Raw genomic sequence first — 22,575 nt, forward strand, 5'->3', positions numbered from 1 at the left:
GGCTTTATTGGGGCTGCTCGAAACGACGATAAGCGGGCGAAAACGCCGGAACAGCCACGCGCATGTGGTCTCCGAACTCGGCAGCGCCATCGTCTCGGGCAGGATTGCGGAAGGATCCTTGCTGCCTAACGATGCCGAACTGTCTCTCCGTTTCGGGGTCTCGCGCACCGTATTGCGCGAGACGATGAAGACGCTGGCGGCCAAGCGGCTGGTCGAACCCAAGGCAAAGGTCGGCACCCGCGTCCTCGACCGTTCGAGCTGGAACTTCTTTGACCCGGATGTGCTGGGCTGGCGCTGCGAAGCCGGGATAGACCAGGAATTCGTTACACATCTGGCGGAAATCCGCCTCGCGCTCGAACCGGCGGCGGCGGCGGCTGCCGCGCTTCAGGCATCGAATGACGATATCGTTTCCCTTTATGTGATTGCCGCCAAATTCGACAATCCACAGCATACGCCAGAAACCATCGCCAAGGTCGATCTCGAATTCCACCTCGCCGTGGCGCACATGTCCGGCAATCCCTTCATGCGTTCGGCAAGCGGGCTGATCGAGGCCGCCCTTGCGATCTCATTCCAGCTTTCATCCCCGGCCTCGTCGCCCGGAACCATCGCCGAGATCGCCGCAAACCATCTGCGGATCGTGCACGCCATCGCCGCCCGTGATGCGGACGCCGCCGTGAAAGCCATGCGCCATGTAATCGAGGTCGGCAAGGACCGGACGCGAAAGGCAATCAAGACGCCTTGAAGGCGAAAGGCCTATCGACATCCCTTCTGTCACCCCGGGCCTGATGCCGGCATGACGGAGGCGGGGTTTGCTTTTTCATCATAAAATTCGGGCCCGCACGGATGCGGGCCCTTTTTCTTCCGGCAACTATCTTACCCCTGCGACGCTTCAATCTGCGGCACCACGCCACGGCGCGATGCCATGAGCGATGCGCCGAGGAGTGCTGCAATGCTGACGAAAACGAAGACCATCGTCGCACCCTGAAGGTCGATCAGCAGTCCGCCCAGAACAGCGCCGCTGGAAATGGCGATCTGGAAGGTGGTGAGCAGCAACGCGCCCGCACTTTCGGCCTCGTCTGAGGCGACGCGGGTGATGAAGCTCTGCACGCTGACAGGAAGCGCACCGAAGGCGAAACCCCAGGAGGCAATGGCAAAGCCAGCGACAACGGGAGATGCACCGGCAATCACCAGCACGGAAGCGGATGCGGCAATCAGGGTGGCGGCAAATGTCACGGCCCATGCCGTGTTCTTCTCGGCGAGGAAGCCGCCGAAGAGATTACCGAAAAAACCGCCCACGCCGTAAGCCAGAAGAACGAGCGAGATCGCTTCGACGCCAAGCTGCGGCACGTCTTCGAGGAAGGGGCGAACATAGGTGAAGCCGGCGAAGTGACCCGCGACGATGAATAGCGTCGTCAGAAGGCCGATCCTGACCTGCGGGCGCTGCAATAGCCGGAACATGGTGGACAGGCCGGGCGCACCGGCCGGCGGCAGCGAGGGAACGGTGAGCAACTGCACGACAAGTGCGATGACACCCAGCACGCCGGCGACGGCAAAGGCCGCACGCCAGCCAAGCGTCGCGCCGATCCACGCTCCGACAGGGGCTGCGCAAACGGTGGCAACCGAAACGCCGGTTAGGATGATGGCCATGGCGCGCGGCATCTTATCCAGCGGAACAAGCCTTAGCGCCAGCGCCGCCGACATGGCCCAAAAGCCGCCGAGGCCGATGCCGAGCAAAACGCGCGATGTAAACAGCATGAAAAGACCGTTGGCAAAAGCGGCCAATGTGCTGGAAATGATCAGCAACGTCGTGAGGCCAAGCAGGGTCCACCGGCGATCAATGCTGCGCGTGCCGATGACGACGCCGGGACCGGCAACCGCTGCGACCAGTGCCGTGACGGTGATGGATTGGCCGGCAATGCCGGAGCTGATGGAGAGATCGGTCGACAGTGGCGTCAGAAGGCTGACCGGCAGGAATTCCGCCGTTACCAGCCCGAAGACACCAAGCGAAAGCGAAACCACCGCCGCCCACTTCGCATCCGGCTCTTGTCTGTGTGGCGCATATTCAAGTTCGTTGATTGTTCGGTTATTCATGAAAATCTCCTGATGCGCATTCTGGGAACGAGCCCTGAAACGGAATGGCAAAACGATGAAGCCGGTGGGAGCCCGGTGCGTCGCCTCACAAATCGATGGTCGTAAGCTACGCGTGACAGCTCGGCGTTTCCATGCTAAAAAATCCGCATTCCTTAACCAAACGTCCGAATTTGTGAGTTGCCATGAATGATGCATTGACGGAAATGCTGCGTGGTCTGCGGCTTGACGGCGTGGAATATGGCCGCTGCCGCATGGCAACGCCCTGGGCGACGGCCTTTCCCGAGCAGGAGGCGGCGCGGTTTCATTTTATTGGCGTGGGCCAGGCAAAATTACGCAAACCTTCCGGAGAATGGCTGACGCTTACGTGCGGCGATGCAGTGCTTCTTCCCCGTGGCCACGCCCATGTGCTGGGCAGCGGCGAGGATGTAACACCTGCCCTCTTCGACCGGTTCGGTAAAAAGGAAGTATGTCAGGGCATTTTCGACATGGAATGTGCCGGTGCCGGCGGCGACACGGTAGCGTTTACCGCCTCGATGCGTTTCAACATGGATAATCTGCATCCGCTTTTGCAACTGATGCCGGATGTGATGCTGACCAGCGATCTCGCCAAAAGCGATCCGGCCATTCCGCATCTCCTGGAAGCCATGGCGCGCGAAGTGGAACTGAACCGTGTTGGTGCCGGTGGCATTCTGGCGCGGCTTGCCGATGTCTTGACGGCAACACTGATCCGCACATGGGTAGAATATGGTTGCGGCGATTCCAGCGGCTGGCTTGCCGCCGTGCGCAATCCCGAACTCGGACGGGTGCTTGCAGCGATCCACCTTACCCCCGAGAAAGACTGGAGCGTGGAAGAGCTTGCCTCCCTGATGGGTGCATCCCGCTCGAGTTTTGCAGAACGCTTCACCCGTGTGGTGGGTGAAAGCCCAGCCCGTTATGTCGTTCGCATACGCATGCATCAGGCGCGACTGTGGCTGCGCGAGGGTATGCGTGTCACGTTGGCGGCGGAAAAGCTCGGCTACGATTCCGAGGCATCCTTCAGCCGCGCCTTCAAACGCGTGATCGGCGCGCCGCCCAGCCAGTTCCGCAGGAAGGATACCTCTGGTCTGGAAGATGCGGCATAGAGCGCATCTTAGAGCACGTCCGGTTTAAACAGGAACTTTTGACGCGCTCTATCTCTTTGTTTTTACGCATTTTCTGGACGTAAAACCGCTACGCACTTTTACTGGAAATGCTCTAATGGAAATTGCGGGAAATGACCTTTATCCTCTCCAACTCATCTCCATAGTGGGTAGCAGGCGGTGGACGTTTCCTGATGTTGCGATGATCGTCCGGCGGAATACCGTGGTGGAACTCGTCGCCGCGCCCATGCGGCAGAGGAAAGGGGTGGTTGCGCTCACCCACGCTTGCCAGCGCCTCTGACAGATCGGTCAGCCGGTGGGCGACCAGATGCACCACCTCGCCTTCCCGTTGGATCTTGCCGTAAATACCGACCATGCCGGCGGAAAGCACCACGCGCCGGTATTTTTCGAAGGTCTTGACCCACAGAACCGCATTGGCAATACCTGTCTCATCCTCCAGAGTCATGAAGATCACTCCCTTTGCCGAGCCTGGGCGCTGGCGCACCAGAACCAGCCCCGCCGTTTCCAGCCACGTGCCATCACGGACGCGCACCGCCTCCGCGCAGCTGACGATGCGCCGGCGGGAAAGATCGCGCCGCAGGAAGGACATGGGGTGTTCGCGCAGGGTCAGCCCCACATGGCCATAATCCTGCACCACCTCGCCGCCATCAGTCATGGGCCGCAGCGCGACGGAGGGTTCGGAAAGCTCATCCACCACAGCGTTTTCCCGACTGGCAGCGGCAGCAAAAAGCGGCAGCGGCTCATCCCGCAACGCCTTGATGGCCCACAGCGCCTCGCGTCTGGAAAGCGACAGCGACGGCAGAAAGGCATCGGCTTCGGCGAGACAGACTAGGGCAGCGGCGGGAACACCTGCCCTCCGCCAGAGATCGTCCACGGAAACGAAATCGCGATCCTGACGGCAGGCGACGATTTTTGCTGCATGATCGTTGGAAAGCCCCTTCACCATGCGCAGGCCAAGCCGCACGGCGTAGCGCTCTTTACCATTCGCATTCTTCTTGCCCGTGGGCTCCAGCGTGCAATCAAACCGGCTGTTGTTGACGCAAACCGGGCGCACCTCCACGCCATGATCGCGCGCATCACGCACAATCTGCGCCGGGGCGTAAAACCCCATGGGTTGCGAATTGAGAAGCGCCGTACAGAAAATATCGGGATGATGGCATTTCAGCCATGAGGAGGCATAGGCGATCAGCGCGAAGGAGGCCGCATGGCTTTCTGGAAAACCATAACTGCCGAACCCTTCCAGCTGCTTGAAGATGCGTTCGGCGAATTCTTGCTCATAACCACGATCCACCATGCCATCGATCATATCCTGACGGAATTTGGAGATGGTGCCGACATTCTTGAAGGTCGCCATGGCGCGACGCAACTGATCCGCCTTACCGGGTGAAAAACCGGCGCATTCGATGGCGACGCGCATCGCCTGCTCCTGAAACAGCGGTACACCCAGCGTTTTGCCCAGCACGCCTCTCAGCTCCTCTTTGGGATAATGTTCTTCTTCTTTTTTGTCACGGCGACGAAGATAGGGGTGCACCATATCGCCCTGAATGGGACCGGGACGAACGATGGCGACCTGAATGACGAGATCGTAAAATATCTTTGGCTTCAACCGCGGCAGCATGGACATCTGCGCCCGGCTTTCAATCTGGAAGGTACCCAGCGTGTCGGCTTTCTGGATCATGGCATAGGTAGGGTCATCATCCTGTGGGACAGTGGCGAGATCGTATTTAACGCCCGTGCGCTCCTCCAGCATGTTGAAGCCGCGTCTCATGCAGGAGAGCATGCCGAGCGCCAGGCAATCCATCTTCATGAATTTGACGATATCTATGTCGTCTTTGTCCCATTCGATGATCTGCCGGTCGTCCATGGCGGCGGGTTCGATCGGCACCAACTCGTCCAGCCGGTCATGGGTCAGAACGAAGCCGCCCGGATGCTGGCTGTGATGGCGCGGCGTGCCGACAAGCTGGTTGGCCAGCTCGAAGGCGAGCTTCAGGCGGCGGTCCTCCATATTGAGGTTCAGTTCCTGCACCTGCTTTTCGCCCACCCCTTCGCTCCAGCGCCAGACCTGCGAGGACAGAAGTTTGGTCAAATCTTCCGGCAGGCCCAGAACCTTGCCGACATCGCGCAGCGCCCCGCGCCCGCGATAACGGGTGACGACCGAGCACAGCGCGGCCTTGTCGCGACCATAAGTGTTATAAACCCACTGGATGACCTCCTCGCGCCTTTGATGCTCAAAATCCACGTCGATATCAGGCGGCTCGCGCCGTTCTTCCGAAACGAAACGTTCGAACAGTAGATCAACCTTGAGAGGATCGATGGCGGTGATGCCGAGCACATAACATACCACCGAATTGGCGGCTGAGCCGCGCCCCTGACAGAGAATATTTTCCCCCCGTGCAAATTGGACGATGGCATTTACCGTCAGAAAATAGGGTGCATATTCCAGCCTGCCGATAAGCCCCAACTCATGATGCAGCGCCTTTTCAACCTTCTCCGGCAGACCATCCGGATAACGCCCCGGCGCCGCTTCCCAGACGAGCTTTTCCAACGCCTGTTGCGCCGTCAGCCCCGGCAGGCTGCGCTCTTCAGGATATTGATAGACCAGCTCCTTCAGCGAAAAGGTGCAACGCTTCGCGATTTCGAGGCTGCGGACCAGTGCTTCCGGGTAGCGGGCAAACAGCCGGTGCATTTCCTGAGGCGGCTTCATATAGCGGTCGGCATGTCGCTCGCGCCGGAAACCCGCCTCGTCAATGGTGCAATTGTGCCGGATGCAGGTAACGACATCCTGCAGCATGCGACGCTCGGGCACATGAAACAGCACGTCATTGGTAACAACAGTCGGCACATCAGCGGCTGCAGCCATATTCGACAATTCGAAAAGCCGCATCTGGTCGTTGGGTCGTCTTCGCAGGCTCAGCGCCATATAGGCCCGGTCAGCAAAAGCAGCTTTCAACCGGCGCAGGCGAAGCGCGCAGAGATCGTCAGCCAGATCGGCGAGCAGCACCACGATAAGGCCTTCGCCATAAGCTACGAGATCGTCCCATGTGAGCCGACACTTACCCTTGCCACCCCTCTTCTTGCCGACGGAAAGCAGCCGGCAAAGCCGCCCGTAAGCCGGGCGATCCATGGGATAGACAAGCACGGAAAGATCGTCATCCAGATCGAGCCGGCAGCCGATGACGAGCCGGATGCCATGATTATCGGCCGCTTCATAAGCGCGGGGAATGGCCGCAAGGCTATTGCGATCGACGATGCCGAGTGCCTCGATACCGAGATTTTTTGCCTGTTCGAACAGTTCATCACAGGAACTTGCACCGCGCAGGAAGGAGAAATGCGTGGTCACCTGAAGCTCGGCATAGCGCGGCGTGCTCATGCGAAGACCCCATGGATGAACCAGCCCTGTGAGCCCGTCTCGGTATGTTCGCCATCACCTGAGCGGAAAATCCAGAAGCGCTCGCCGCTTTCGTTTTCGACAGTGAAATAATCGCGCACGGCGGCCTTTTCGCGGTCGCGTTTCCACCATTCGCCAAACACCCGTTCCGGCCCATCAGCGCGCCGCACATTATGGCGCACGCCTTTCCAGATAAAATAACGCGGCGGATGATCCGGAAGCAGCGCCAGAGTTTCGATGGGTTCCGGCCTTGCAAAAAGCCTGACCGGGCGCGGCCAGTGGCAAGGCCAGCCGAGGGTATCCTCAGGTGCCAGCGCCGAAACGCTGGCAAGAGAACGTTCCGGCACGTCGCTTGCCACCGCCGCATAACGATAGACCCTGTGGCCACGATTGAGGATGACATCGACCGTATCGGCGATTTCCGCACGCCCTTCCTCCAGAAGCGAGGACCGGGCCTGCGCGGCGACAAGCGGCTCGGCATGGGTGGCGGTCAGCACCATCAACTCGATGCCGAAGCCGGGATCGATGGTGTCGATCCGGTCGGTCAGAAGCCGGACAAGCTGTTTGACATCACGCACCGGTCTGGAGGTGCCGGCCCGCACGGCCTGCAAGCCGCTATCCACCCGGTGCAGCAGCAGATCGACGCGACGTGCGCCAAGGCCGCGCTTTTCCAGCGAGACGCAAAGCTCAGCAACCAGCTTTTGCACATAGCGGGCAATTGTCTCCGCCGCCGCGATCGGCTCGGGAAAGGCGCGGCGCACCTCCACCAGTTCGGCAATGCGCACCGGCTCGATAGGTTCGCCAGTCTCGCCAAAAGCCTGAGTGAGCCGCCTGACCACTTCCGGGCCGAAACGCAGGGTCAACGGCGCCCGTGGAGCCTCGGCAAGTTCGCCTATGGTGCGAAAACCGAGCACCTTCAATCCGGAAACGATACGCTCCTCCAGCCTGAGCGCCGCCAGCGGCAGCCCGCTGATCGCCGCCCGCTGCCCGCCCGGCGATACGATGCCGATCTCCTCACGGCCAAACCGGGCAAGCGCATGGGCCGCCCCCCAGCTATCGGCAATGGCAGCGCGGGCGGCGAAGCCTGCGGCATGCAGGCGGTTCACCATGCCGCTCAACATCAGCGTCTCATTGCCGTGCAGATGGTCCGCACCTGCCGTATCCAGAACCAGCCCATCAGGCGGATCTGCGGCGACGATCGGGGCATAGATACGCAGGAAATGAAAAGCGAGTTGTTGCAAGGCGCGGGCATCCGCCGCCGCATCCAGATCCTCGACGACGAGACCCGGCACCAAAGCCTGCGCCTTGCTGACGGGTGTGCCGGGCCGGATGCCCGCCGCCTTTGCTGCCTTGTTCAGCGCCAGCACCAGGCGGCGGCTGCCCTGACGGCCGATCATGACCAGCGGCTTTTCAACCGGCGGCGCGTTCTGCCCCGAAAGACGCCGGTAGCGATCCGTCGGCCATGTCGGCAGGTAAAGCGAGACGACCCTTTGCATCACAGGCTTCCACTTCAAATGCAGCGCTTTCGCCGCCGCGACATCGCAAAAGTTCCAGAAACCAGCGTGGCCTGCCCACCCCCGGCACCGGCAGGGGCGAAGATGGCCGGACAGAGACACGCCAGCGGGTGACAGCGGCCGTCGGCTCGCCAAACAACGCCGCATCGGCGGGGCGCCGGAAGCGGCGGATGGCGATGCCCGTGACACCAGAGGTTTCCGCCGCCAGTTGCAACCGTCGCGAGGCATTCATCGGCAACTTCGCAAGCTCGCCCATCACGGCGCCAAAACCGTTGCAGCGCAAGCCTTCCTCGAAACAGTCGAGCACGCCTTTCTCATCGCGGCATTCGACGATGATGACCCGGTTCTGCGACAGGCCCGCCTGCGTCAATCCCGGCATGAACAGATCCCTGCGGGTGACACACCATAAGACCTTGCCGGACAGCCTTGCTGCCACACCGGCCGCAAAAAGCGCCGCTGCCGCACCATCGGCGGCACCATTGCCGCCGCCGCTCACCTCATGCAGGCAACCGAGCTTCAGCCCGCCTCCAGGCAAATGGTGATCGATGGCATCTACGCCGAAAGGCAAGGCCTCGTGCAGGCGGTGAGGACCGCCACCGATCCTTTCCAGCCTTTCACGCAGCTCTTCGACAACGAGCAACTGTTCCGCGCGCTTTTGCATGGCATGACAGGTTTCAATTCCGGTTTTTCAGTTTTATTGTTCCTGTTTTGTTCTTATTTCAGCAAAGAGTCAAGCAATGCTGTGCGGCTCTTCAACAGGTTTGCGCGGGAAGAGAGGGATTATGGCCTTGCGGCCATGTGTGCCACCGTTAAAACGGATTATCCGGTCGGCCTCTCCCTTTTTGCGGATAATTGACGCGCCGGACATCAGGGTTTGGAGGAAACCGCCGATGATCGCCAGCATTCTGATTGCCGTGGTTGCGGCCATCCATGTTTACATCACCATTCTGGAAATGCTGCTGTGGGAAAAGCCGACCGGCCGCAAGGCCTTCGGCCTCTCTGAGGATTTTGCGCGACAGACGAAGGTGCTTGCCGCCAATCAGGGGCTTTACAATGGTTTTCTGGCAGCCGGATTGATCTATGGGCTCACGCAGGGCGATGAAGGACTGAGTTTCAAGGTCTTCTTCCTCACCTGTGTCCTGATAGCCGGCATTTTCGGCGCCATTACCGCCAATATGAAAATCCTGTTCATTCAGGCTTTGCCGGCATTGTTTGCGCTCGGCTTCCTCTGGATCGGAGTATGAACCTATGACCGCATGGAACGATCTCCGCGCAAAAGACGCCCTCAACCGCATATTTATGGCGGCAGTGGCGAGTGCCGATCCCGCAAAGGTGCTGCAACATCATCTTCCTTCCCCGCCCAAGGGCAGGTGCGTGGTGGTCGGCGCGGGCAAGGCCTCGGCTGCCATGGCCGCAGCGCTTGATAAGGCCTGGGCGGATGTGAACCTCTCCGGTATCGTCGTAACCCGTTACGGTCATGCCGTTCCGGCCGGGCGCATCGAAATCATCGAGGCCTCCCATCCCGTGCCCGACGACATGAGTGCAGAAGCGGCAAGACGCATTCTTGCCTCCTTTGAAGGGCTGACCGCAGACGACATGGTGATCGCGCTAATTTCCGGCGGCGGTTCGGCACTGATGGTCGCACCTGCCGAAGGCATGACGCTTGCGGACAAGATGGCCGTCAACCGCGCACTTCTTGCCAGCGGTGCGACGATTTCCGAGATGAATGCCGTGCGCAAGCACCTCTCCCGCATCAAGGGCGGACGACTGGCGCTGGCCGCCAAACCGGCCAGAGTGGTTTCGCTGTTGATTTCAGACGTACCGGGCGACGATCCCTCCGAAATCGCTTCCGGCCCCACGGTTGCCGATCCGAGCGATATCAACAATGTGCGGGAAATCGTCTCCCGTTATGCGCTCGATCTTCCCGAGAATGTGCGCAAAGTGCTGGAAAAGGGCGAGGAAACGCCGAAGGCAGGCGATATAGAAGAGGACATCAGGCTGATCGCGACACCCTCGCTCGCCCTACAGGCGGCGGCGGACGAGGCGGTGAAGCTTGGCCTTACGCCGCTCATCCTCGGGGATTCGCTGGAGGGCGAGTCAAAGGATGTCGGCGCGGTGATGGCGGGTATCGCCCTCTCCGCCAGCCGCAAGGGCCTGCCAGTCAAAGGCCCGGCCGTGCTGCTTTCCGGCGGAGAAACCACGGTGACGATCGGCAAAGGGCTGGCCGGCAAGGGTGGGCGCAACACGGAATTTCTGCTGAGCCTTGCGCTGACGCTGAAGGGTGCAGGCGGTATCTGGGCCATTGCCGGCGATAGCGACGGCATAGACGGCGTTGAGGATGCGGCAGGCGCACTGGTGACGCCCGATACGCTTGCGCGTATGCGCAACGCCGGTGCCGATCCGCGCCAGTCGCTGGTGGGACACGACAGCTACACCGCCTTCAAGGCGGTTGGCGACCTTGTCGTGACCGGTCCGACGCTGACGAATGTGAATGATATCAGGGCGATTTTGATCGGGTGAAAGCAGGAGAGTTCGAGCCTGTTATGGCCTTGCGGTGCGCATCGTTGAACGTGGCTGTTTTGACTATACCGTCGGACAGGTATAATCTGGTGGCCTGTCTTTTGGAGCCTCAGCCATGCGTTTTGGAGTGCTCGTAATTGGTCTAGCCCTGGCCCTGATCCCCACCTTGGCGGACGCCCACAATTGCAAATGCCGAAATCGCGGTGTCATGTTCGAACTCGGCCAGACATCCTGCCTCAGGGTCGATGGCGGCTCCTATCTCGCGCGCTGCGAAATGAAACTTAACGTCTCATCCTGGACGAGAATACAGGACGGTTGCCCCGTGACTGAACGAATGCAGCAGCAGATGACACGCGCAAATTGATCACGTCTTCAGGTGGGTCGTGAGGGGAAAGCAGGCAGAGATATGCCGAGAGCTTGCCCCCTCATCCGGCCCTCCCCCCCCGCAGGGAGAAGAAATACGCCGCGACGCCATATCGATCTTACAGCTTCACCCAGCCGCCATTCTTTTTACCGGATTCGATGCAGGCGGTGACAAAAGCAACGCCTTTGACACCGTCATCGACGGTCGGATAGGTGACCGCCTTGTCGAGCTCCGAACCGGTGCGGCGGGCTTCGATGGCATGGGCCGCTTCGGTATAGATGGTCGCGAAGGCTTCGAGATATCCTTCCGGATGGCCCGAGGGAATGCGCGTGACACGCGCGGCCGCAGCACCGGCGCCAGCACCGCCGCGGGTGATGAGCTGTTTCGGCTCGCCAAGCTTCGTGAACCAGAGATAGTTCGGATCAGCCTGCGTCCACTCGATGCCTGCCTTGTCGCCGTAAACGCGGACCTTCAGTCCGTTTTCATGCCCGACAGCCACCTGGCTGCACCAAAGCAGGCCCTTGGCTGGTTGCTTGCCGTCCTTTGGCTTGAAGCGCAGCATCACATGCGCATTGTCGTCCAGACGGCGACCCTCCACGAAGGTATGTACATCCGCTGCCAGTTCATCGGCTTCCAGACCGGAAATGAAGCAGCCGAGATTATAGGCATGGGTGCCGATGTCCCCTGTGGAGCCGCCGACACCGGATTGCGCCGGATCGGTGCGCCAGACGGCCTGTTTCGCACCGGTCTGCTCCAACGGCTCAGCCAGCCAATCCTGCGGATATTCCATCTGCACCAGACGGATGTTCCCGAGCGCACCGGTTTCCACAAGTTCACGCGCATGCCGCACCATAGGATAACCGGTGTAGTTATGGGTGAGGATGAACAGCGCGTCCGCCTTGTCCGCCACGTCCTTCAGCTTTTTGGCATCCTCCAGATTGGAGGTCAGCGGCTTGTCGCAGATGACATGGATGCCGCGTTCCAGAAACGCCTTCGCCGCAGGATAATGTACGTGGTTGGGCGTGACGATCGCTACCGCCTCGATACCATCCTCGCGAAGCGCTTCCTTCTCTGCCATTTCTTCGAATGACCCATAGCAACGCTCTGGAGCAAGCCCGAGTTCGCGGCCGGAGGCGAGGGATTTTTCCGGTGTCGAGGACAAGGCCCCGGCCACGAGATCGAAGCGGTTGTCGAGCCGCGCGGCCATGCGGTGAACGCCGCCGATAAATGCACCCGAACCGCCACCCACCATGCCCAGGCGAATCCGCGTGTTCGCCTTGTCGGTTGTCTTTCCTTCAATAGCCATAATGTCTCCTCGGCATTTTCTAAGCGCATTCCCACACGGAAAACGGCTTCACACTTTTCCTGGAAATGCTTTTAAAGCCCAAGCATGCGCCGGTTGGCCGCATCATCGGTGCCAGCAGATGCGAAATCATCAAAGGCTTTTTCCGTGACGCGGATGATATGGTGCTTGACGAACTCGGCCCCTTCCCGGGCACCGTCTTCAGGATGTTTCAGCGCGCATTCCCATTCAACCACTGCCCATCCGTCGAAATCATTGGTAGCCATTTTCGAGAAGACCGCACCGAAATCCACCTGCCCGTCACCCAGCGAGCGGAAGCGGCCCGCACGGTTGACCCAACCCTGATAACCGCCATACACGCCCTGGCGGCCGGTCGGATTGAACTCAGCGTCCTTGACATGGAACATCTTGATGCGGTCTTTGTAGATGTCGATATTGTCAAGATAATCAAGGCATTGCAGCACGTAATGCGACGGGTCGTAGAGCATGTTGGCGCGCTTGTGGTTCTTCACACGCTCCAGGAACATCTCGAAAGTCACGCCATCATGCAGATCTTCGCCGGGATGGATTTCGTAGCAGACATCCACGCCCTGCTCATCGGCGTAATCGAGGATCGGCGTCCAGCGTCTTGCCAGCTCGTCAAAGGCGGTTTCCACCAGACCGGCCGGGCGCTGCGGCCACGGATAGATGAAGGGCCAGGCAAGAGCGCCCGAAAAGGTCGCATGTGCGTTGATGCCGAGATTTCTCGAAGCCTTCAGGGCAAGCTTCACCTGTTCCACCGCCCATTGCTGGCGAGCCTTCGGATTGCCGCGCACTTCAGGTGCTGCAAAACCATCGAAGGCCTCGTCATAGGCGGGGTGAACGGCAACCAGCTGGCCCTGCAAATGGGTGGAAAGCTCGGTTACCTCGATGCCGTTCTGGCGGGCGACACCCGCAAATTCATCGCAATAGTCCTTGGATTCGGCGGCCTTTTTCAGATCGATCAACTGCCCGGCCCAGGTGGGAACCTGCACGCCGGCATAACCCTTTTCTGCCGCCCATTTGGTAATGCCGTCCCATGTATTGAAAGGCGCAGCATCACCGGCAAACTGACCGAGAAAAAGACCCGGTCCCTTGATCGTTTTCATAAAAATCTCCTCCTGTATCGATACAGTTCAGCGGTAAAACCGCTTTGGCTCCCAATTTGCCAAGCTAACCGCTCATTATTTTCAGACAAGCCCCAAATGCCGGGGAGCGAGAGAATTTCGTTATTCCACTAAAAAACGAAACACGTCTAAAGCGCCAGACCGCTTGCCCTGTCGAACACATGCACACGCTCGTGATGCACGGTGGCGGCAAAGGGGGTGTTGATCTTGACCAGTTGCTCGCCATCCACCACCGCCGTAACCTGATCGCCCGCCAGTTCGAAGACCACATGCGTCTGCGCGCCTGTCGGCTCGACCAACACCGTCCTGCCGGACAGTGAAATATCGCCGCCGACGGTCGAACCGATATGTTCCGGTCTCAACCCGATCGTCACCGACTGGCCGCGCTTGACATTTCTTGAGGCGGCAATGCGGATCGCCGTCCCGTCCTTCAGCCGGGCGGCAGGTTGATCGCCCTCGCCGTCGACCACGCCTTCGATGAGGTTCATGGCCGGCGAGCCGATGAAGGCGGCAACGAAAAGATTGGCAGGTGTCTTATAAAGTTCGAGCGGCGTGCCCTGCTGCTCGATACGGCCGTGATTGAGCACCACCACCCGGTCGGCCAGCGTCATTGCCTCGATCTGGTCATGGGTGACGTAGATGGAGGTCGTACCGACTTTCTGATGCAGAGCCTTGATTTCGCTACGCATCTGCACGCGCAGCTTGGCATCCAGATTGGACAGCGGCTCATCGAACAGGAAGACGGCCGGGTTGCGCACCACGGCGCGGCCCATGGCGACGCGCTGGCGCTGGCCACCCGAAAGCTGCGAGGGCTTGCGGTCCAGAAGCTTGCCGAGATCGAGCATGCGGGCGGCTTCCGCCACGCGCTCATCGATGACGTTTTTCGGCTGCCCGGCAAGCTTCAGATTGAAGCCCATGTTTTCGGCGACCGTCATATGCGGATAAAGCGCATAGGACTGGAATACCATGGCGATATTGCGCTCGCGCGGCGTCATGGAATTGACGACGGTGCCGCCAATGAGAATATCCCCATCGGTGATTTCCTCCAGCCCGGCGATCATGCGCAGCAGGGTAGATTTGCCGCAGCCCGAAGGCCCGACCAGCGCAATGAATTCGCCATCGGTTATATCGAGCGAGATGCCGTGAATGACATCGAGCGAGGCATAGGACTTGCGGATATCCCTAAGTTCGACGGAAGCCATGTTTTGCTCCTTTCAAGTCACGATTTGACGGCACCGGCCGTCAGGCCCGCGATGATGTGTTTCTGTGCGAGGAAGAAGACGATGACGGTCGGCAGGATCGTCAGCGTGATGAAGGCGAGCACGAGCTGCCATTCCGTGCCGAATTCGCCGCGATAGACCATGATGCCGAGTGGCCAGGGATATTTCGATTCCGAGTTCAGCATGATCAGCGGCAGAATGTAGCTGTTCCAGCTGCCGACGAAGGAAACGATCCCAACCGTCGCCACGATGGGTCGTGAGAGCGGCATCGAAATGTGCCAGAAGAAGCGCAGATAGCCGCAACCATCCACGAAAGCGGCCTGAAACAACTCTTCCGGCAGATTGCGGAAGTAATTGCGAAACAGAAGGATGCTCATGCCGAGCCCAAAAGCCACCTGCGGCAGAACCACGCCCCAATAGGTATCGAGCAGACCGAGATCGCGGATGCGGATGAACAGCGGCAGGATGGCGGTCGCCGCCGGGAACATCAGTCCCAGCAGGAAGTAATTCAGCAGGAAAGACGAGCCGAAGAACTTCACATGCGCAAAGGTGAAGGCGGCCATGGCAGAGACGGTCAGCGTCAAAAAGACCGTCAACAGCGCAATCACCAGCGAATTGAATATCTGCAGCCAGTAGCGTTTGCCAAAGAGGATATCGCCGTAATTGGCCCATTGCCACTCGGCTGGCAAGCCGAACGGGTTGACGCGCAGATCCCCCAGCGTCTTGAAGCCGCCAAGCGCCGTCGTCAGAAGCGGGATGAGCACGATGGCCGCGATCAGGCTCAGCGATATATAAAGATAGAGCTTTGTTTGCAGCGGCATGCGGACGGAAGTGGATGGTTCAGTCATGGCGCATGAAAATCCTTTTGTAACCGAAGGCGAGCGTCACGCAGATAACGAAGAGAACGACACCCACCGCGCTGCCAAGCCCCACCTGCATGCGCATGACGCCGTAGGTATAGAGAAAGGTGACCATGGTTTGCGTGGAGTTGGACGGACCGCCGCCGGTGAGCGGCATGATCATGTCGAACAGCTGTAGCGAGCCGATCACCGCAAAAAAGACGGACAGGCGCACCGTTGAGCCGAGCATCGGCAAGGTGACGTATCGAAACTTCTGCCAGCCGGAGGCGCCGTCGATTTCGGCAGCTTCCAGCACGTTCTTGTCGACGGATTGAAGGCCGGCGATGAACAACATCATGTGGAAACCGAAATACTTCCAGACGATGACGCCAAGCACGGCGTAGATCGCCACATCCTTGTCGGCCAGGACGTAAGGGTTGGCGAAGCCGAAGAAATTGGAGATGGCAGCGAAAAGGCCGTAATCGCCATCATAAACGAAGCGCCAGATCAGGCCGGCCGCGACATCCGCAAGGACATAGGGCAGGAAGAAAACCAGCCGAAAGGCAACGACGCCCGGAAGGCGGTGCGCCAGCATCATGGCAAGCCAGATCGCCAGCGGGATCTGGATCAGCACGGAAATCAGGATGATGAGGCCGTTATTGAGCAGAGCCTGCGAAAAGGCGGCATTGCCGAACAGGACCTGGAAATTCTTCAAGCCCACGAAATCGGTCGGCGTGCCGTAACCGTTCCAGCGGTAAAGGCTGTACCATGCCGCCTCGCCCATGGGCAGGATGACGAACAGGGTAAAGAGCAGCAATGCGGGCGGAAGGAAGACCAGCAGGGTCAGCGCACGGTCATGCGCGACCGAGCTTTGCTTGCGCTTCGTCTTCGACGCGCCGCGCGCCGGTATGGACGCAGAAGTCATGGAAATATCCGTCATCTCTATCCGCTTTCATTCAGGCAGATACTGCGGCGCCGCGTCCCGCGCGGCGCCGTCATGGAACCGAAATCAGCGAAGCTCGAAAGCATCCTGAATTTGCTTGGCGCCCTCTTCGGCGCTCATCTGGCCGGAAACGATTTCGACGGAGACATCGTTGACCACGCGGCCAACGGCAGCGCCCAGTGTCTGGTCGAAGAAGTTCTGGTGCCAGGTAGAGCTTGCAAGCTGCTTGGCCGAATCTGCCAGCAGCGGGTTCTTGACCGCTCCATCCGCACCCGTCGCAACCGGCAGGATCATGCCCGCAGCCGCCATCTTCTCTTCACTTTCCTTGCTGGTCAGGAAGGCCGCGAAATCGATCGCTTCCTTGGAAGCGTTTTTCGTGACTGCCCAACCATTCAGACCGCCCAGCGTGTCGGTGACTTTGCCAGCACCACCTTCGACGGCGGGAAAGGCGAAGCGACCGATATTGTCTGCCGCAAGGCCTTTGCCGTCACCGGCATTCTTGCGCTGGTTGGCTTCAGTATTGTCAAAGCCGAGGATCATCGCGGCCTTGCCATCACCGAAGACGCCGAGCGCCTGGGGCCAGGTGGAGCCGAGATAGCCGGGCTGGAAGGGTTCGAGCTTGCCGAACTCGGCCAGTTGCTCGCCCGCCTTGATGATGGAGGGATCCATGAAGCCTTCACCCTCGCCCTTGCGGGCGGCGTCGAACACGGTCTGCCCGCCATTGCGCATGACGAGATAGCTCCAGTAGAAATGGATCGGCCATTTTTCACCGCCACCACCGGCAATCGGAACGATGCCCGCTGCCTTGATTTTCTTGACGGTGGCGCCGAGATCGTCCCAGGTCTTGATGTCTTCCGCCTTCACGCCCGCCTTGGCAAACAGCTCCTTGTTATAAAAGAAACTGACGAGGCTGACCTTGTAGGGCACTGCCCAGACCTTGCCGTCAAAGGAGAGGCCGTCGATTGCCGCGGCGTTATAGGCCTGCCGCAGCTTGCCGCCATCGGCGTCGAAAACCTCGCTCAAATCCTTGAGTGCGCCGGTTTTTGACTGTTCCTCAAGGACGCCGCCGCCCCAGCTATAAAAGAAATCGGGAACGTCGTTGGATTGCAGCAACGTCGGTAATTTGGCCTTGAAGGCCTCGTTTTCGAGAAACTGCAGTTGCACGTCCACGTCAGGATGTTTGGCCTCATAGTCCTTGGCAATCTCCTCCCAGACGGCCACGGCTTTGGGGTCCAACTCCACATGCATCCATTTAACGACCGTTGCGGCCGAGGCGCTTGCGGCGCCGAGCATGAGAGCAATGCTTGTCGTTGTGGCAAAGCCTATCAGCCTGCCGCTCAGGCTTGCGCCTGCGTGCCTAATCGTCATGATCGTGATCCTCCCTCGGGGATTTCCTCATTTATTCCCCAATGCGGATTAATTCACCTTAGCACTCGCTCATTGTCAAGGCGCCATGCCGATTTTTTGAGCGAACGGCTTGACACACCCCTCCCTGACACCGTTATTTAATCCGCAATCCGACATAAATTGGTTTTCGAACCGGCATTGATCGCAGCAGGAACCCATGAAGACCGCAGACCCAGAACTGATGCGCGCGATCAACCGGCTAAGCGTGCTGGACAGCATCCGCCGCCACGGACCGATCTCCCGGGTGGAAATCAGCGAAAGAACGCAGCTTTCCACCACCACCGTATCGGCCATCACCGCATCGCTGCTCGATGACGGGCTTATCCTTACCCGCCATATCGGCGATATCCGCACGGAGGGCGCACGCGGCAGGCCGCGGGTGATGCTGGAGCTGAACCCGGATGCGGCCCGCGTGGTGGGCGCCAAGATTGCGGCAAGCCGCATGGTCTTCGTCGTCACCGATTTTTGCGGCAACGTGCTGTCCACCCTCGCCCTGCCGATCCGTGTAGACCGCCAACCGATCGGCGTCATTGCCGATCTGGTGGAAGACGGGGTGCGGCGTTGCGTGGTCGATGCCGGACTGTCGCTGGAAGATGTGGACATGGTCTGCCTTGGCCTGCCAGGCGTCATCGAACATCGCACCGGCAGGATCCGCAGCAGCCCTATCCTGCGGGAAGTGAACGTCGATTTTGCCGAGGAAATGACCTCACGGCTGAATTCCCCCACCATCATCGAAAGCGACGCCCACGCCATCACGCTTGCCCATCACTGGTTCGGCCATGCGCGCGATCTGGAGGACATGGTGCTGATCTCGCTCGAGCAGACACTTGGGCTTGGCGTGATGCATCAAAACCAGCTGTTTCGTGGTGCAGGCGGCCTCAGCCACAATCTCGGCGACCTCGTGATCGGCCTTGCCAGTGAAGGAACCGTGCGGCTGGCGAGCCAGGCGGGCGAGAACGCCATTCTCGGTTCCCGCCCGGTGGACGGGCGTTTTGCAGAAGCTATCCGGCTTGGTCGCGGCATGCAGCATGCCCATGCGCTGATTGCGGCGGAAGACAACGATCTTATAGCGGCAGCCTTGCGCGCCGGTGCAGCCCTTGGCCTGACGCTTGCCAATATCGTCACGCTGTTTGCGCCGCCACGGGTCATCATCACCGGCTCCAGTCTCGAGCTCGGCGAGCCCTTCATTACCAGCATCCGCGACAGTTACAACGCCGCCGTGCCGCCATCGCTGGCAGGCGTCGCAGAGCTGGTTTTCGACGTCGCAAGCGACGAACTGTGGGCGCAAGGGGCGGCAGCCGTCGCACTTTACGAGCTTTACGAATCGCCATGGAACACCACAGGGCCGGCGCTCTAGCCGGCAAGGTTGAGAGTGGGCTTAGGCATTTCTGATTTACGGGAGGAAATCACATGAACAAGGTCGGTATCGGCATCATCGGCTGCGGCAACATCTCCAGCGCCTATCTCAAGGCGATGGCGTCGTTTCCCATTCTCGACATTCGCGGACTGGCGGATATGAACGAGGAGGCAGCAAAAGCGCGGGCAGACGAGTTCGGCCTTCAGGCAAGAAGTATCGATGAACTTCTGTCTGACCCCTCCGTGGAAATCATCGTCAACCTGACGATTCCCAAGGCGCATGTGGAGGTGGGCCTGCGCGCACTTGAGGCGGGAAAACATGCCTATTCGGAAAAGCCGCTCGGCATCAATTTCGTGGAGGGTAAACGGCTTGCGGACGCGGCAAAGGCAAAGGGCCTGCGCATCGGTTCGGCACCGGACACTTTCCTCGGCGGCGGGCACCAGACCGCGCGCCGCCTGATAGACGAAGGTGTGCTCGGCCAGCCGGTTGGCGGAACGGCTACCTTCATGTGCCCCGGCCATGAGCGCTGGCATCCCAACCCCGCCTTTTATTACGAAGTCGGCGGCGGGCCGATGCTGGATATGGGACCCTATTACATCACCGATCTCGTCAACCTGTTCGGCCCGGTCGCCAAGGTGGCAGGTTTCGCCATCGCGCCGCGCAACGAACGTCTCATCACCAGCGAACCTAAGAATGGCGAGAAAATCCCAGTCCATGTCGCCACCCATGTTTCCGGCGTGCTGGCATTCAAGAATGGCGCGGTGGTGCAGGTGGGCATGAGCTTCGATGTGGCGGGCCACAAACATGTACCGCTGGAAATCTACGGAACGGAAGGCACATTGATCGTGCCCGACCCCAATCATTTCGGCGGTGAGGTGCAATTGCTGAAAAAGGGCGGCCAGTTCGAGCCGCAGGCACTGTCTTCGCCCTATGCTGACGGCAACTACCGCTCGATCGGCGTGGCCGACATGGCCCATGCGATCCGCGAAAACCGCCCGCACCGCGCCAATGGCGATCTTGCCTTGCACGTGCTGGAGGTCATGGAGGCCTTCCAGACGGCAGCGGACAGCGGCACCACCGTTTCCATCACCACCGGGGTGGAGCGCCCTGCTCCCCTTGAAACTTCGCTGGTCGACGGCCAGCTCGGCAAATAATCCCGAGGAGGAAATAAATGCGCGAAGCACTCATCGTCTGGGGCGGCTGGAGCGGCCACGAGCCGCAGGAATGCGCCACCATCGTCAAGGACATTCTGGAAGAGGATGGTTTCAAGGTCTATGTCGAACACGGCACGGAGGCGTTCGCCGATCCTTCCGTGCATGATCTGAGCCTTGTCGTGCCGATCGTGACAATGTCGAAGATCGAGAAGGAAGAGATCAAGAATCTCACCGCCGCCGTCGAAAACGGCGTCGGCATTGCCGGCTTTCACGGTGGTGCAGGCGACAGTTTCCGCGACTGCGTCGAGTACCAGTTCATGATCGGCGGCCAGTGGGTCGCCCATCCCGGCAATATCATCGACTATCACGTCAACATCACCCGCCCCGACGACCCGTTGATGGAGGGAATTTCCGATTTCCCCTACACATCGGAGCAATACTACATGCATGTCGATCCCTCCAACGAGGTGCTGGCGACGACAAAATTCACCGGCGACCACGCCTGGTGGATCGACGGTGTAGTGATGCCGGTGGTCTGGAAACGCAAATACGGCAAGGGCCGCGTCTTCTATTCGGCGCTCGGCCATCAGGCCAAGGAGTTTTCCGTGCCGCAGATGAAAACCATGTTCCGCCGCGGCGCCAACTGGGCGGCACGTTAAAGCGTGCATTGAGAGGCGGCCAAACAAGGCCGCCTTTTTCTTTATCATCAGCCCCGAATAATCTCTTCCGCAGCCATCGCCACACCCAGAACGTGGTCATCCGTGCCGTGCAGGCCTGATAGCAGCAGGCCAACGGGCATGCCCGCCTCACCCGTGCCGCAGGGAATGGAAACGCCGCAGAGATCGAAGAAGTTGCCGATCTGGGTGTTGCGCAGGGTCTTGGCATTCATGGCAAAGAAGGTCTCATCATTCTCCACAAGCGGTGCGACCTTGGCCGCGACATGAGGCAATGTCGGCGATATCAGCAGCTCATTCTTGCCAATCATGCCCGAAAAAGCCGCCGTCATGCGTTCGCGCGCCTCGATAATGGCGATGTAATCCGGCATGGAGATATTCGCGCCCAGTCTTGCTCGCGCAACCACGCGTGGGTCCATGCGAGCCGCATCAGCACCTTCCAGCCGCGCCTTGTGCAGGGCGAAGGCTTCCGCCGTTACCAGCGCACCCTTTTCCTTGATAAGATCGAATAATTGCGAAAAGACCGGGAATGCCTGCCGCCGTACAGAAGCGCCGGCGCGGGAAAGCCGTTCCACTGCCTGCTCAAAAGCGACCGCGACGCCCTCCTCGATGCCATCGAAAAACACTGTTTCCGGCACGACGAGCGACAAGCCGGACAGAGGCGTACGCGCCGCGTCAAAAGCCGCCTTGCCACGCATGGCGGCATCTACCCACACGGCGTCCTGCACAGTGCGAGTGAGTGGGCCGAGCGAATCGAGACTTTTAGCCAGCGGATAGACGCCGCGCATCGAGTAACGGCCGCGGCTAGCCTTGTACCCCACCACACCGTTGAAGGCGGCGGGAATGCGCACCGATCCGCCGGTATCCGTACCGATTGCCACCGGCACCAGGCCGGCCGCAACCGCGACACCCGCGCCGGAAGAAGAGCCGCCCGGCAGCCGGTGGACATCCGTGGAAGCGGGATTGCGCGGCGTTCCGTAATGCGGGTTGATGCCAAGGCCGGAAAACGCGAACTCGCTCATATTGGTACGGCCGATGCAGACCATCCCGGCCTCCTTCAGCGCGCTCACCACATCCGCGTCACGGGACGCAGGCCCATCGTTCGAAAGCACCGTCGATCCAGCCGTGGTCACAGTGCCTTCGAGATCGAAAAGGTCCTTCCAGGCGACCGGAATGCCGTCGAGCACGCCGCAGGATCGTCCCTCGCGAATGCGTTTCAAGGCGCCTTCCGCCTCCGCCATGGCCCGCTCCGCCGTCAAGCCGACAAAGATCGCCCGGTCTTCCGATTTCCCGATTGCATCAAGGGTCTCTTCCGCCAAGGCGCGCGGATCAAGATGGCCGCTCTGGATGAGAATGGAAAGCTGCGCGATGTTTTTGCCCTTGTGAGCCATGATATGTTCCCTGAAACCGGCATGTTACGCACAACATGCCGTTTATCGGCAGCTTGGCAAGGTCAATCGCGGTACCCTTGCAACCATAAAGCGCGGTTGATGAGCGCGAAAAGGGGCCCCAATGCA

The 22,575-nt window shown here is 59.9% G+C and carries 20 protein-coding genes; 8 read left to right on the forward strand and 12 right to left on the reverse strand.

What is annotated here, in order from left to right; translation table 11 throughout:
- Positions 1-7 precede the first annotated feature (7 nt).
- Entirely contained in the window at positions 8-742 is a 735-nt protein-coding gene (locus ACQZ45_RS24135) for a FadR/GntR family transcriptional regulator (RefSeq protein ID WP_013761497.1), read from the forward strand.
- Positions 743-873: 131 nt separating this feature from the next.
- Here the strand turns inward: ACQZ45_RS24135 and ACQZ45_RS24140 are convergent, their stop codons facing one another.
- Positions 874-2,091: an MFS transporter gene (locus ACQZ45_RS24140; RefSeq protein WP_003510707.1), complete on the reverse strand. Its 1,218-nt coding sequence runs from the start codon at positions 2,089-2,091 to the stop codon at positions 874-876.
- 182 nt (positions 2,092-2,273) lie between these two features.
- On the opposite strand from ACQZ45_RS24140, the gene ACQZ45_RS24145 reads away from it, so the two are divergent.
- The gene (locus ACQZ45_RS24145; RefSeq protein ID WP_013761499.1) at positions 2,274-3,212 is read left to right on the forward strand and encodes an AraC family transcriptional regulator; all 939 of its coding nucleotides are present in this window, start codon (positions 2,274-2,276) and stop codon (positions 3,210-3,212) included.
- A gap of 112 nt (positions 3,213-3,324) precedes the next feature.
- Here ACQZ45_RS24145 and ACQZ45_RS24150 read toward each other — a convergent pair whose 3' ends face one another.
- The 4 genes from ACQZ45_RS24150 to ACQZ45_RS24165 form a co-directional block, all read right to left on the reverse strand.
- Entirely contained in the window at positions 3,325-6,600 is a 3,276-nt protein-coding gene (locus ACQZ45_RS24150; protein ID WP_322918433.1) for an error-prone DNA polymerase, read from the reverse strand.
- A complete protein-coding gene (locus ACQZ45_RS24155) occupies positions 6,597-8,114 on the reverse strand; it encodes a Y-family DNA polymerase (protein WP_333711408.1) in 1,518 nt (505 codons plus the stop codon). Before ACQZ45_RS24155 ends, ACQZ45_RS24150 begins: the two co-directional genes overlap by 4 nt.
- The gene (locus ACQZ45_RS24160) at positions 8,029-8,793 is read right to left on the reverse strand and encodes an ImuA family protein (protein WP_035199388.1); all 765 of its coding nucleotides are present in this window, start codon (positions 8,791-8,793) and stop codon (positions 8,029-8,031) included. The genes ACQZ45_RS24155 and ACQZ45_RS24160 overlap by 86 nt, the downstream gene beginning before the upstream one ends.
- A gap of 69 nt (positions 8,794-8,862) precedes the next feature.
- Positions 8,863-9,036 carry a hypothetical protein gene (locus ACQZ45_RS24165; RefSeq protein WP_003510714.1) on the reverse strand — a complete coding sequence of 58 codons (174 nt, stop codon included), beginning with the start codon at positions 9,034-9,036 and terminating at the stop codon, positions 8,863-8,865.
- Between ACQZ45_RS24165 and ACQZ45_RS24170 the strand changes: the two genes are divergently transcribed.
- The 3 genes from ACQZ45_RS24170 (at position 9,023) to ACQZ45_RS24180 (ending at position 11,016) form a co-directional block, all read left to right on the forward strand.
- The gene (locus ACQZ45_RS24170; protein WP_076845901.1) at positions 9,023-9,376 is read left to right on the forward strand and encodes a DUF1304 domain-containing protein; all 354 of its coding nucleotides are present in this window, start codon (positions 9,023-9,025) and stop codon (positions 9,374-9,376) included. The genes ACQZ45_RS24165 and ACQZ45_RS24170 overlap by 14 nt on opposite strands.
- Before the next feature lie 4 nt (positions 9,377-9,380).
- Positions 9,381-10,652 (forward strand): glycerate kinase type-2 family protein, encoded by a 1,272-nt coding sequence (locus ACQZ45_RS24175; protein WP_076845900.1) that lies wholly within the window; start codon positions 9,381-9,383, stop codon positions 10,650-10,652.
- A 115-nt stretch (positions 10,653-10,767) separates the two neighbouring features.
- On the forward strand, positions 10,768-11,016 hold the full coding sequence (locus tag ACQZ45_RS24180) for a hypothetical protein (RefSeq protein ID WP_038493930.1): 249 nt from the start codon (positions 10,768-10,770) through the stop codon (positions 11,014-11,016).
- Positions 11,017-11,134: 118 nt separating this feature from the next.
- Here the strand turns inward: ACQZ45_RS24180 and ACQZ45_RS24185 are convergent, their stop codons facing one another.
- The 6 genes from ACQZ45_RS24185 to ACQZ45_RS24210 all read right to left on the reverse strand — a co-directional run bounded on the left by ACQZ45_RS24185 (position 11,135) and on the right by ACQZ45_RS24210 (position 17,834).
- Positions 11,135-12,322 (reverse strand): Gfo/Idh/MocA family protein, encoded by a 1,188-nt coding sequence (locus ACQZ45_RS24185; protein WP_013761506.1) that lies wholly within the window; start codon positions 12,320-12,322, stop codon positions 11,135-11,137.
- A 71-nt stretch (positions 12,323-12,393) separates the two neighbouring features.
- The gene (locus ACQZ45_RS24190) at positions 12,394-13,446 is read right to left on the reverse strand and encodes a sugar phosphate isomerase/epimerase family protein (RefSeq protein ID WP_448742573.1); all 1,053 of its coding nucleotides are present in this window, start codon (positions 13,444-13,446) and stop codon (positions 12,394-12,396) included.
- Between the two features lie 146 nt (positions 13,447-13,592).
- A complete protein-coding gene (locus ACQZ45_RS24195) occupies positions 13,593-14,666 on the reverse strand; it encodes an ABC transporter ATP-binding protein (protein ID WP_413373116.1) in 1,074 nt (357 codons plus the stop codon).
- A 17-nt stretch (positions 14,667-14,683) separates the two neighbouring features.
- Positions 14,684-15,532 (reverse strand): carbohydrate ABC transporter permease, encoded by an 849-nt coding sequence (locus tag ACQZ45_RS24200; RefSeq protein WP_003510727.1) that lies wholly within the window; start codon positions 15,530-15,532, stop codon positions 14,684-14,686.
- Positions 15,525-16,463, reverse strand: a complete 939-nt coding sequence (locus ACQZ45_RS24205; protein ID WP_003510729.1) for a carbohydrate ABC transporter permease — start codon at positions 16,461-16,463, stop codon at positions 15,525-15,527. The genes ACQZ45_RS24200 and ACQZ45_RS24205 overlap by 8 nt, the downstream gene beginning before the upstream one ends.
- 69 nt (positions 16,464-16,532) lie before the next feature.
- Positions 16,533-17,834 carry an ABC transporter substrate-binding protein gene (locus ACQZ45_RS24210; RefSeq protein ID WP_112152928.1) on the reverse strand — a complete coding sequence of 434 codons (1,302 nt, stop codon included), beginning with the start codon at positions 17,832-17,834 and terminating at the stop codon, positions 16,533-16,535.
- A gap of 196 nt (positions 17,835-18,030) precedes the next feature.
- Between ACQZ45_RS24210 and ACQZ45_RS24215 the strand changes: the two genes are divergently transcribed.
- Genes ACQZ45_RS24215 through ACQZ45_RS24225 form a run of 3 tightly spaced genes read left to right on the forward strand, consistent with a single transcriptional unit; the run spans position 18,031 to position 21,043 of the window.
- Positions 18,031-19,230 carry an ROK family transcriptional regulator gene (locus tag ACQZ45_RS24215; RefSeq protein ID WP_003510733.1) on the forward strand — a complete coding sequence of 400 codons (1,200 nt, stop codon included), beginning with the start codon at positions 18,031-18,033 and terminating at the stop codon, positions 19,228-19,230.
- Between the two features lie 53 nt (positions 19,231-19,283).
- Positions 19,284-20,384: a Gfo/Idh/MocA family protein gene (locus tag ACQZ45_RS24220; protein ID WP_413373112.1), complete on the forward strand. Its 1,101-nt coding sequence runs from the start codon at positions 19,284-19,286 to the stop codon at positions 20,382-20,384.
- A gap of 17 nt (positions 20,385-20,401) precedes the next feature.
- Entirely contained in the window at positions 20,402-21,043 is a 642-nt protein-coding gene (locus ACQZ45_RS24225; RefSeq protein WP_115062630.1) for a ThuA domain-containing protein, read from the forward strand.
- A 47-nt stretch (positions 21,044-21,090) separates the two neighbouring features.
- On the opposite strand, the gene ACQZ45_RS24230 is transcribed toward ACQZ45_RS24225, so the two are convergent.
- Positions 21,091-22,449 (reverse strand): amidase, encoded by a 1,359-nt coding sequence (locus ACQZ45_RS24230; RefSeq protein ID WP_127966215.1) that lies wholly within the window; start codon positions 22,447-22,449, stop codon positions 21,091-21,093.
- Positions 22,450-22,575 lie beyond the last annotated feature (126 nt).

Source organism: Agrobacterium sp. 16-2014-1-2a, assembly GCF_053522705.1.

Coding starts and splice junctions, on each gene's coding strand:
- ACQZ45_RS24140 (WP_003510707.1), bottom strand. CDS start 2,091: ATGAATAACCGAACAATCAACGAACTTGAATATGCGCCACACAGACAA.
- ACQZ45_RS24145 (WP_013761499.1), top strand. CDS start 2,274: ATGAATGATGCATTGACGGAAATGCTGCGTGGTCTGCGGCTTGACGGC.
- ACQZ45_RS24150 (WP_322918433.1), bottom strand. CDS start 6,600: ATGAGCACGCCGCGCTATGCCGAGCTTCAGGTGACCACGCATTTCTCC.
- ACQZ45_RS24155 (WP_333711408.1), bottom strand. CDS start 8,114: ATGCAAAGGGTCGTCTCGCTTTACCTGCCGACATGGCCGACGGATCGC.
- ACQZ45_RS24160 (WP_035199388.1), bottom strand. CDS start 8,793: ATGCAAAAGCGCGCGGAACAGTTGCTCGTTGTCGAAGAGCTGCGTGAA.
- ACQZ45_RS24170 (WP_076845901.1), top strand. CDS start 9,023: ATGATCGCCAGCATTCTGATTGCCGTGGTTGCGGCCATCCATGTTTAC.
- ACQZ45_RS24165 (WP_003510714.1), bottom strand. CDS start 9,036: ATGCTGGCGATCATCGGCGGTTTCCTCCAAACCCTGATGTCCGGCGCG.
- ACQZ45_RS24175 (WP_076845900.1), top strand. CDS start 9,381: ATGACCGCATGGAACGATCTCCGCGCAAAAGACGCCCTCAACCGCATA.
- ACQZ45_RS24180 (WP_038493930.1), top strand. CDS start 10,768: ATGCGTTTTGGAGTGCTCGTAATTGGTCTAGCCCTGGCCCTGATCCCC.
- ACQZ45_RS24185 (WP_013761506.1), bottom strand. CDS start 12,322: ATGGCTATTGAAGGAAAGACAACCGACAAGGCGAACACGCGGATTCGC.
- ACQZ45_RS24190 (WP_448742573.1), bottom strand. CDS start 13,446: ATGAAAACGATCAAGGGACCGGGTCTTTTTCTCGGTCAGTTTGCCGGT.
- ACQZ45_RS24195 (WP_413373116.1), bottom strand. CDS start 14,666: ATGGCTTCCGTCGAACTTAGGGATATCCGCAAGTCCTATGCCTCGCTC.
- ACQZ45_RS24200 (WP_003510727.1), bottom strand. CDS start 15,532: ATGACTGAACCATCCACTTCCGTCCGCATGCCGCTGCAAACAAAGCTC.
- ACQZ45_RS24205 (WP_003510729.1), bottom strand. CDS start 16,463: ATGACGGATATTTCCATGACTTCTGCGTCCATACCGGCGCGCGGCGCG.
- ACQZ45_RS24210 (WP_112152928.1), bottom strand. CDS start 17,834: ATGACGATTAGGCACGCAGGCGCAAGCCTGAGCGGCAGGCTGATAGGC.
- ACQZ45_RS24215 (WP_003510733.1), top strand. CDS start 18,031: ATGAAGACCGCAGACCCAGAACTGATGCGCGCGATCAACCGGCTAAGC.
- ACQZ45_RS24220 (WP_413373112.1), top strand. CDS start 19,284: ATGAACAAGGTCGGTATCGGCATCATCGGCTGCGGCAACATCTCCAGC.
- ACQZ45_RS24225 (WP_115062630.1), top strand. CDS start 20,402: ATGCGCGAAGCACTCATCGTCTGGGGCGGCTGGAGCGGCCACGAGCCG.
- ACQZ45_RS24230 (WP_127966215.1), bottom strand. CDS start 22,449: ATGGCTCACAAGGGCAAAAACATCGCGCAGCTTTCCATTCTCATCCAG.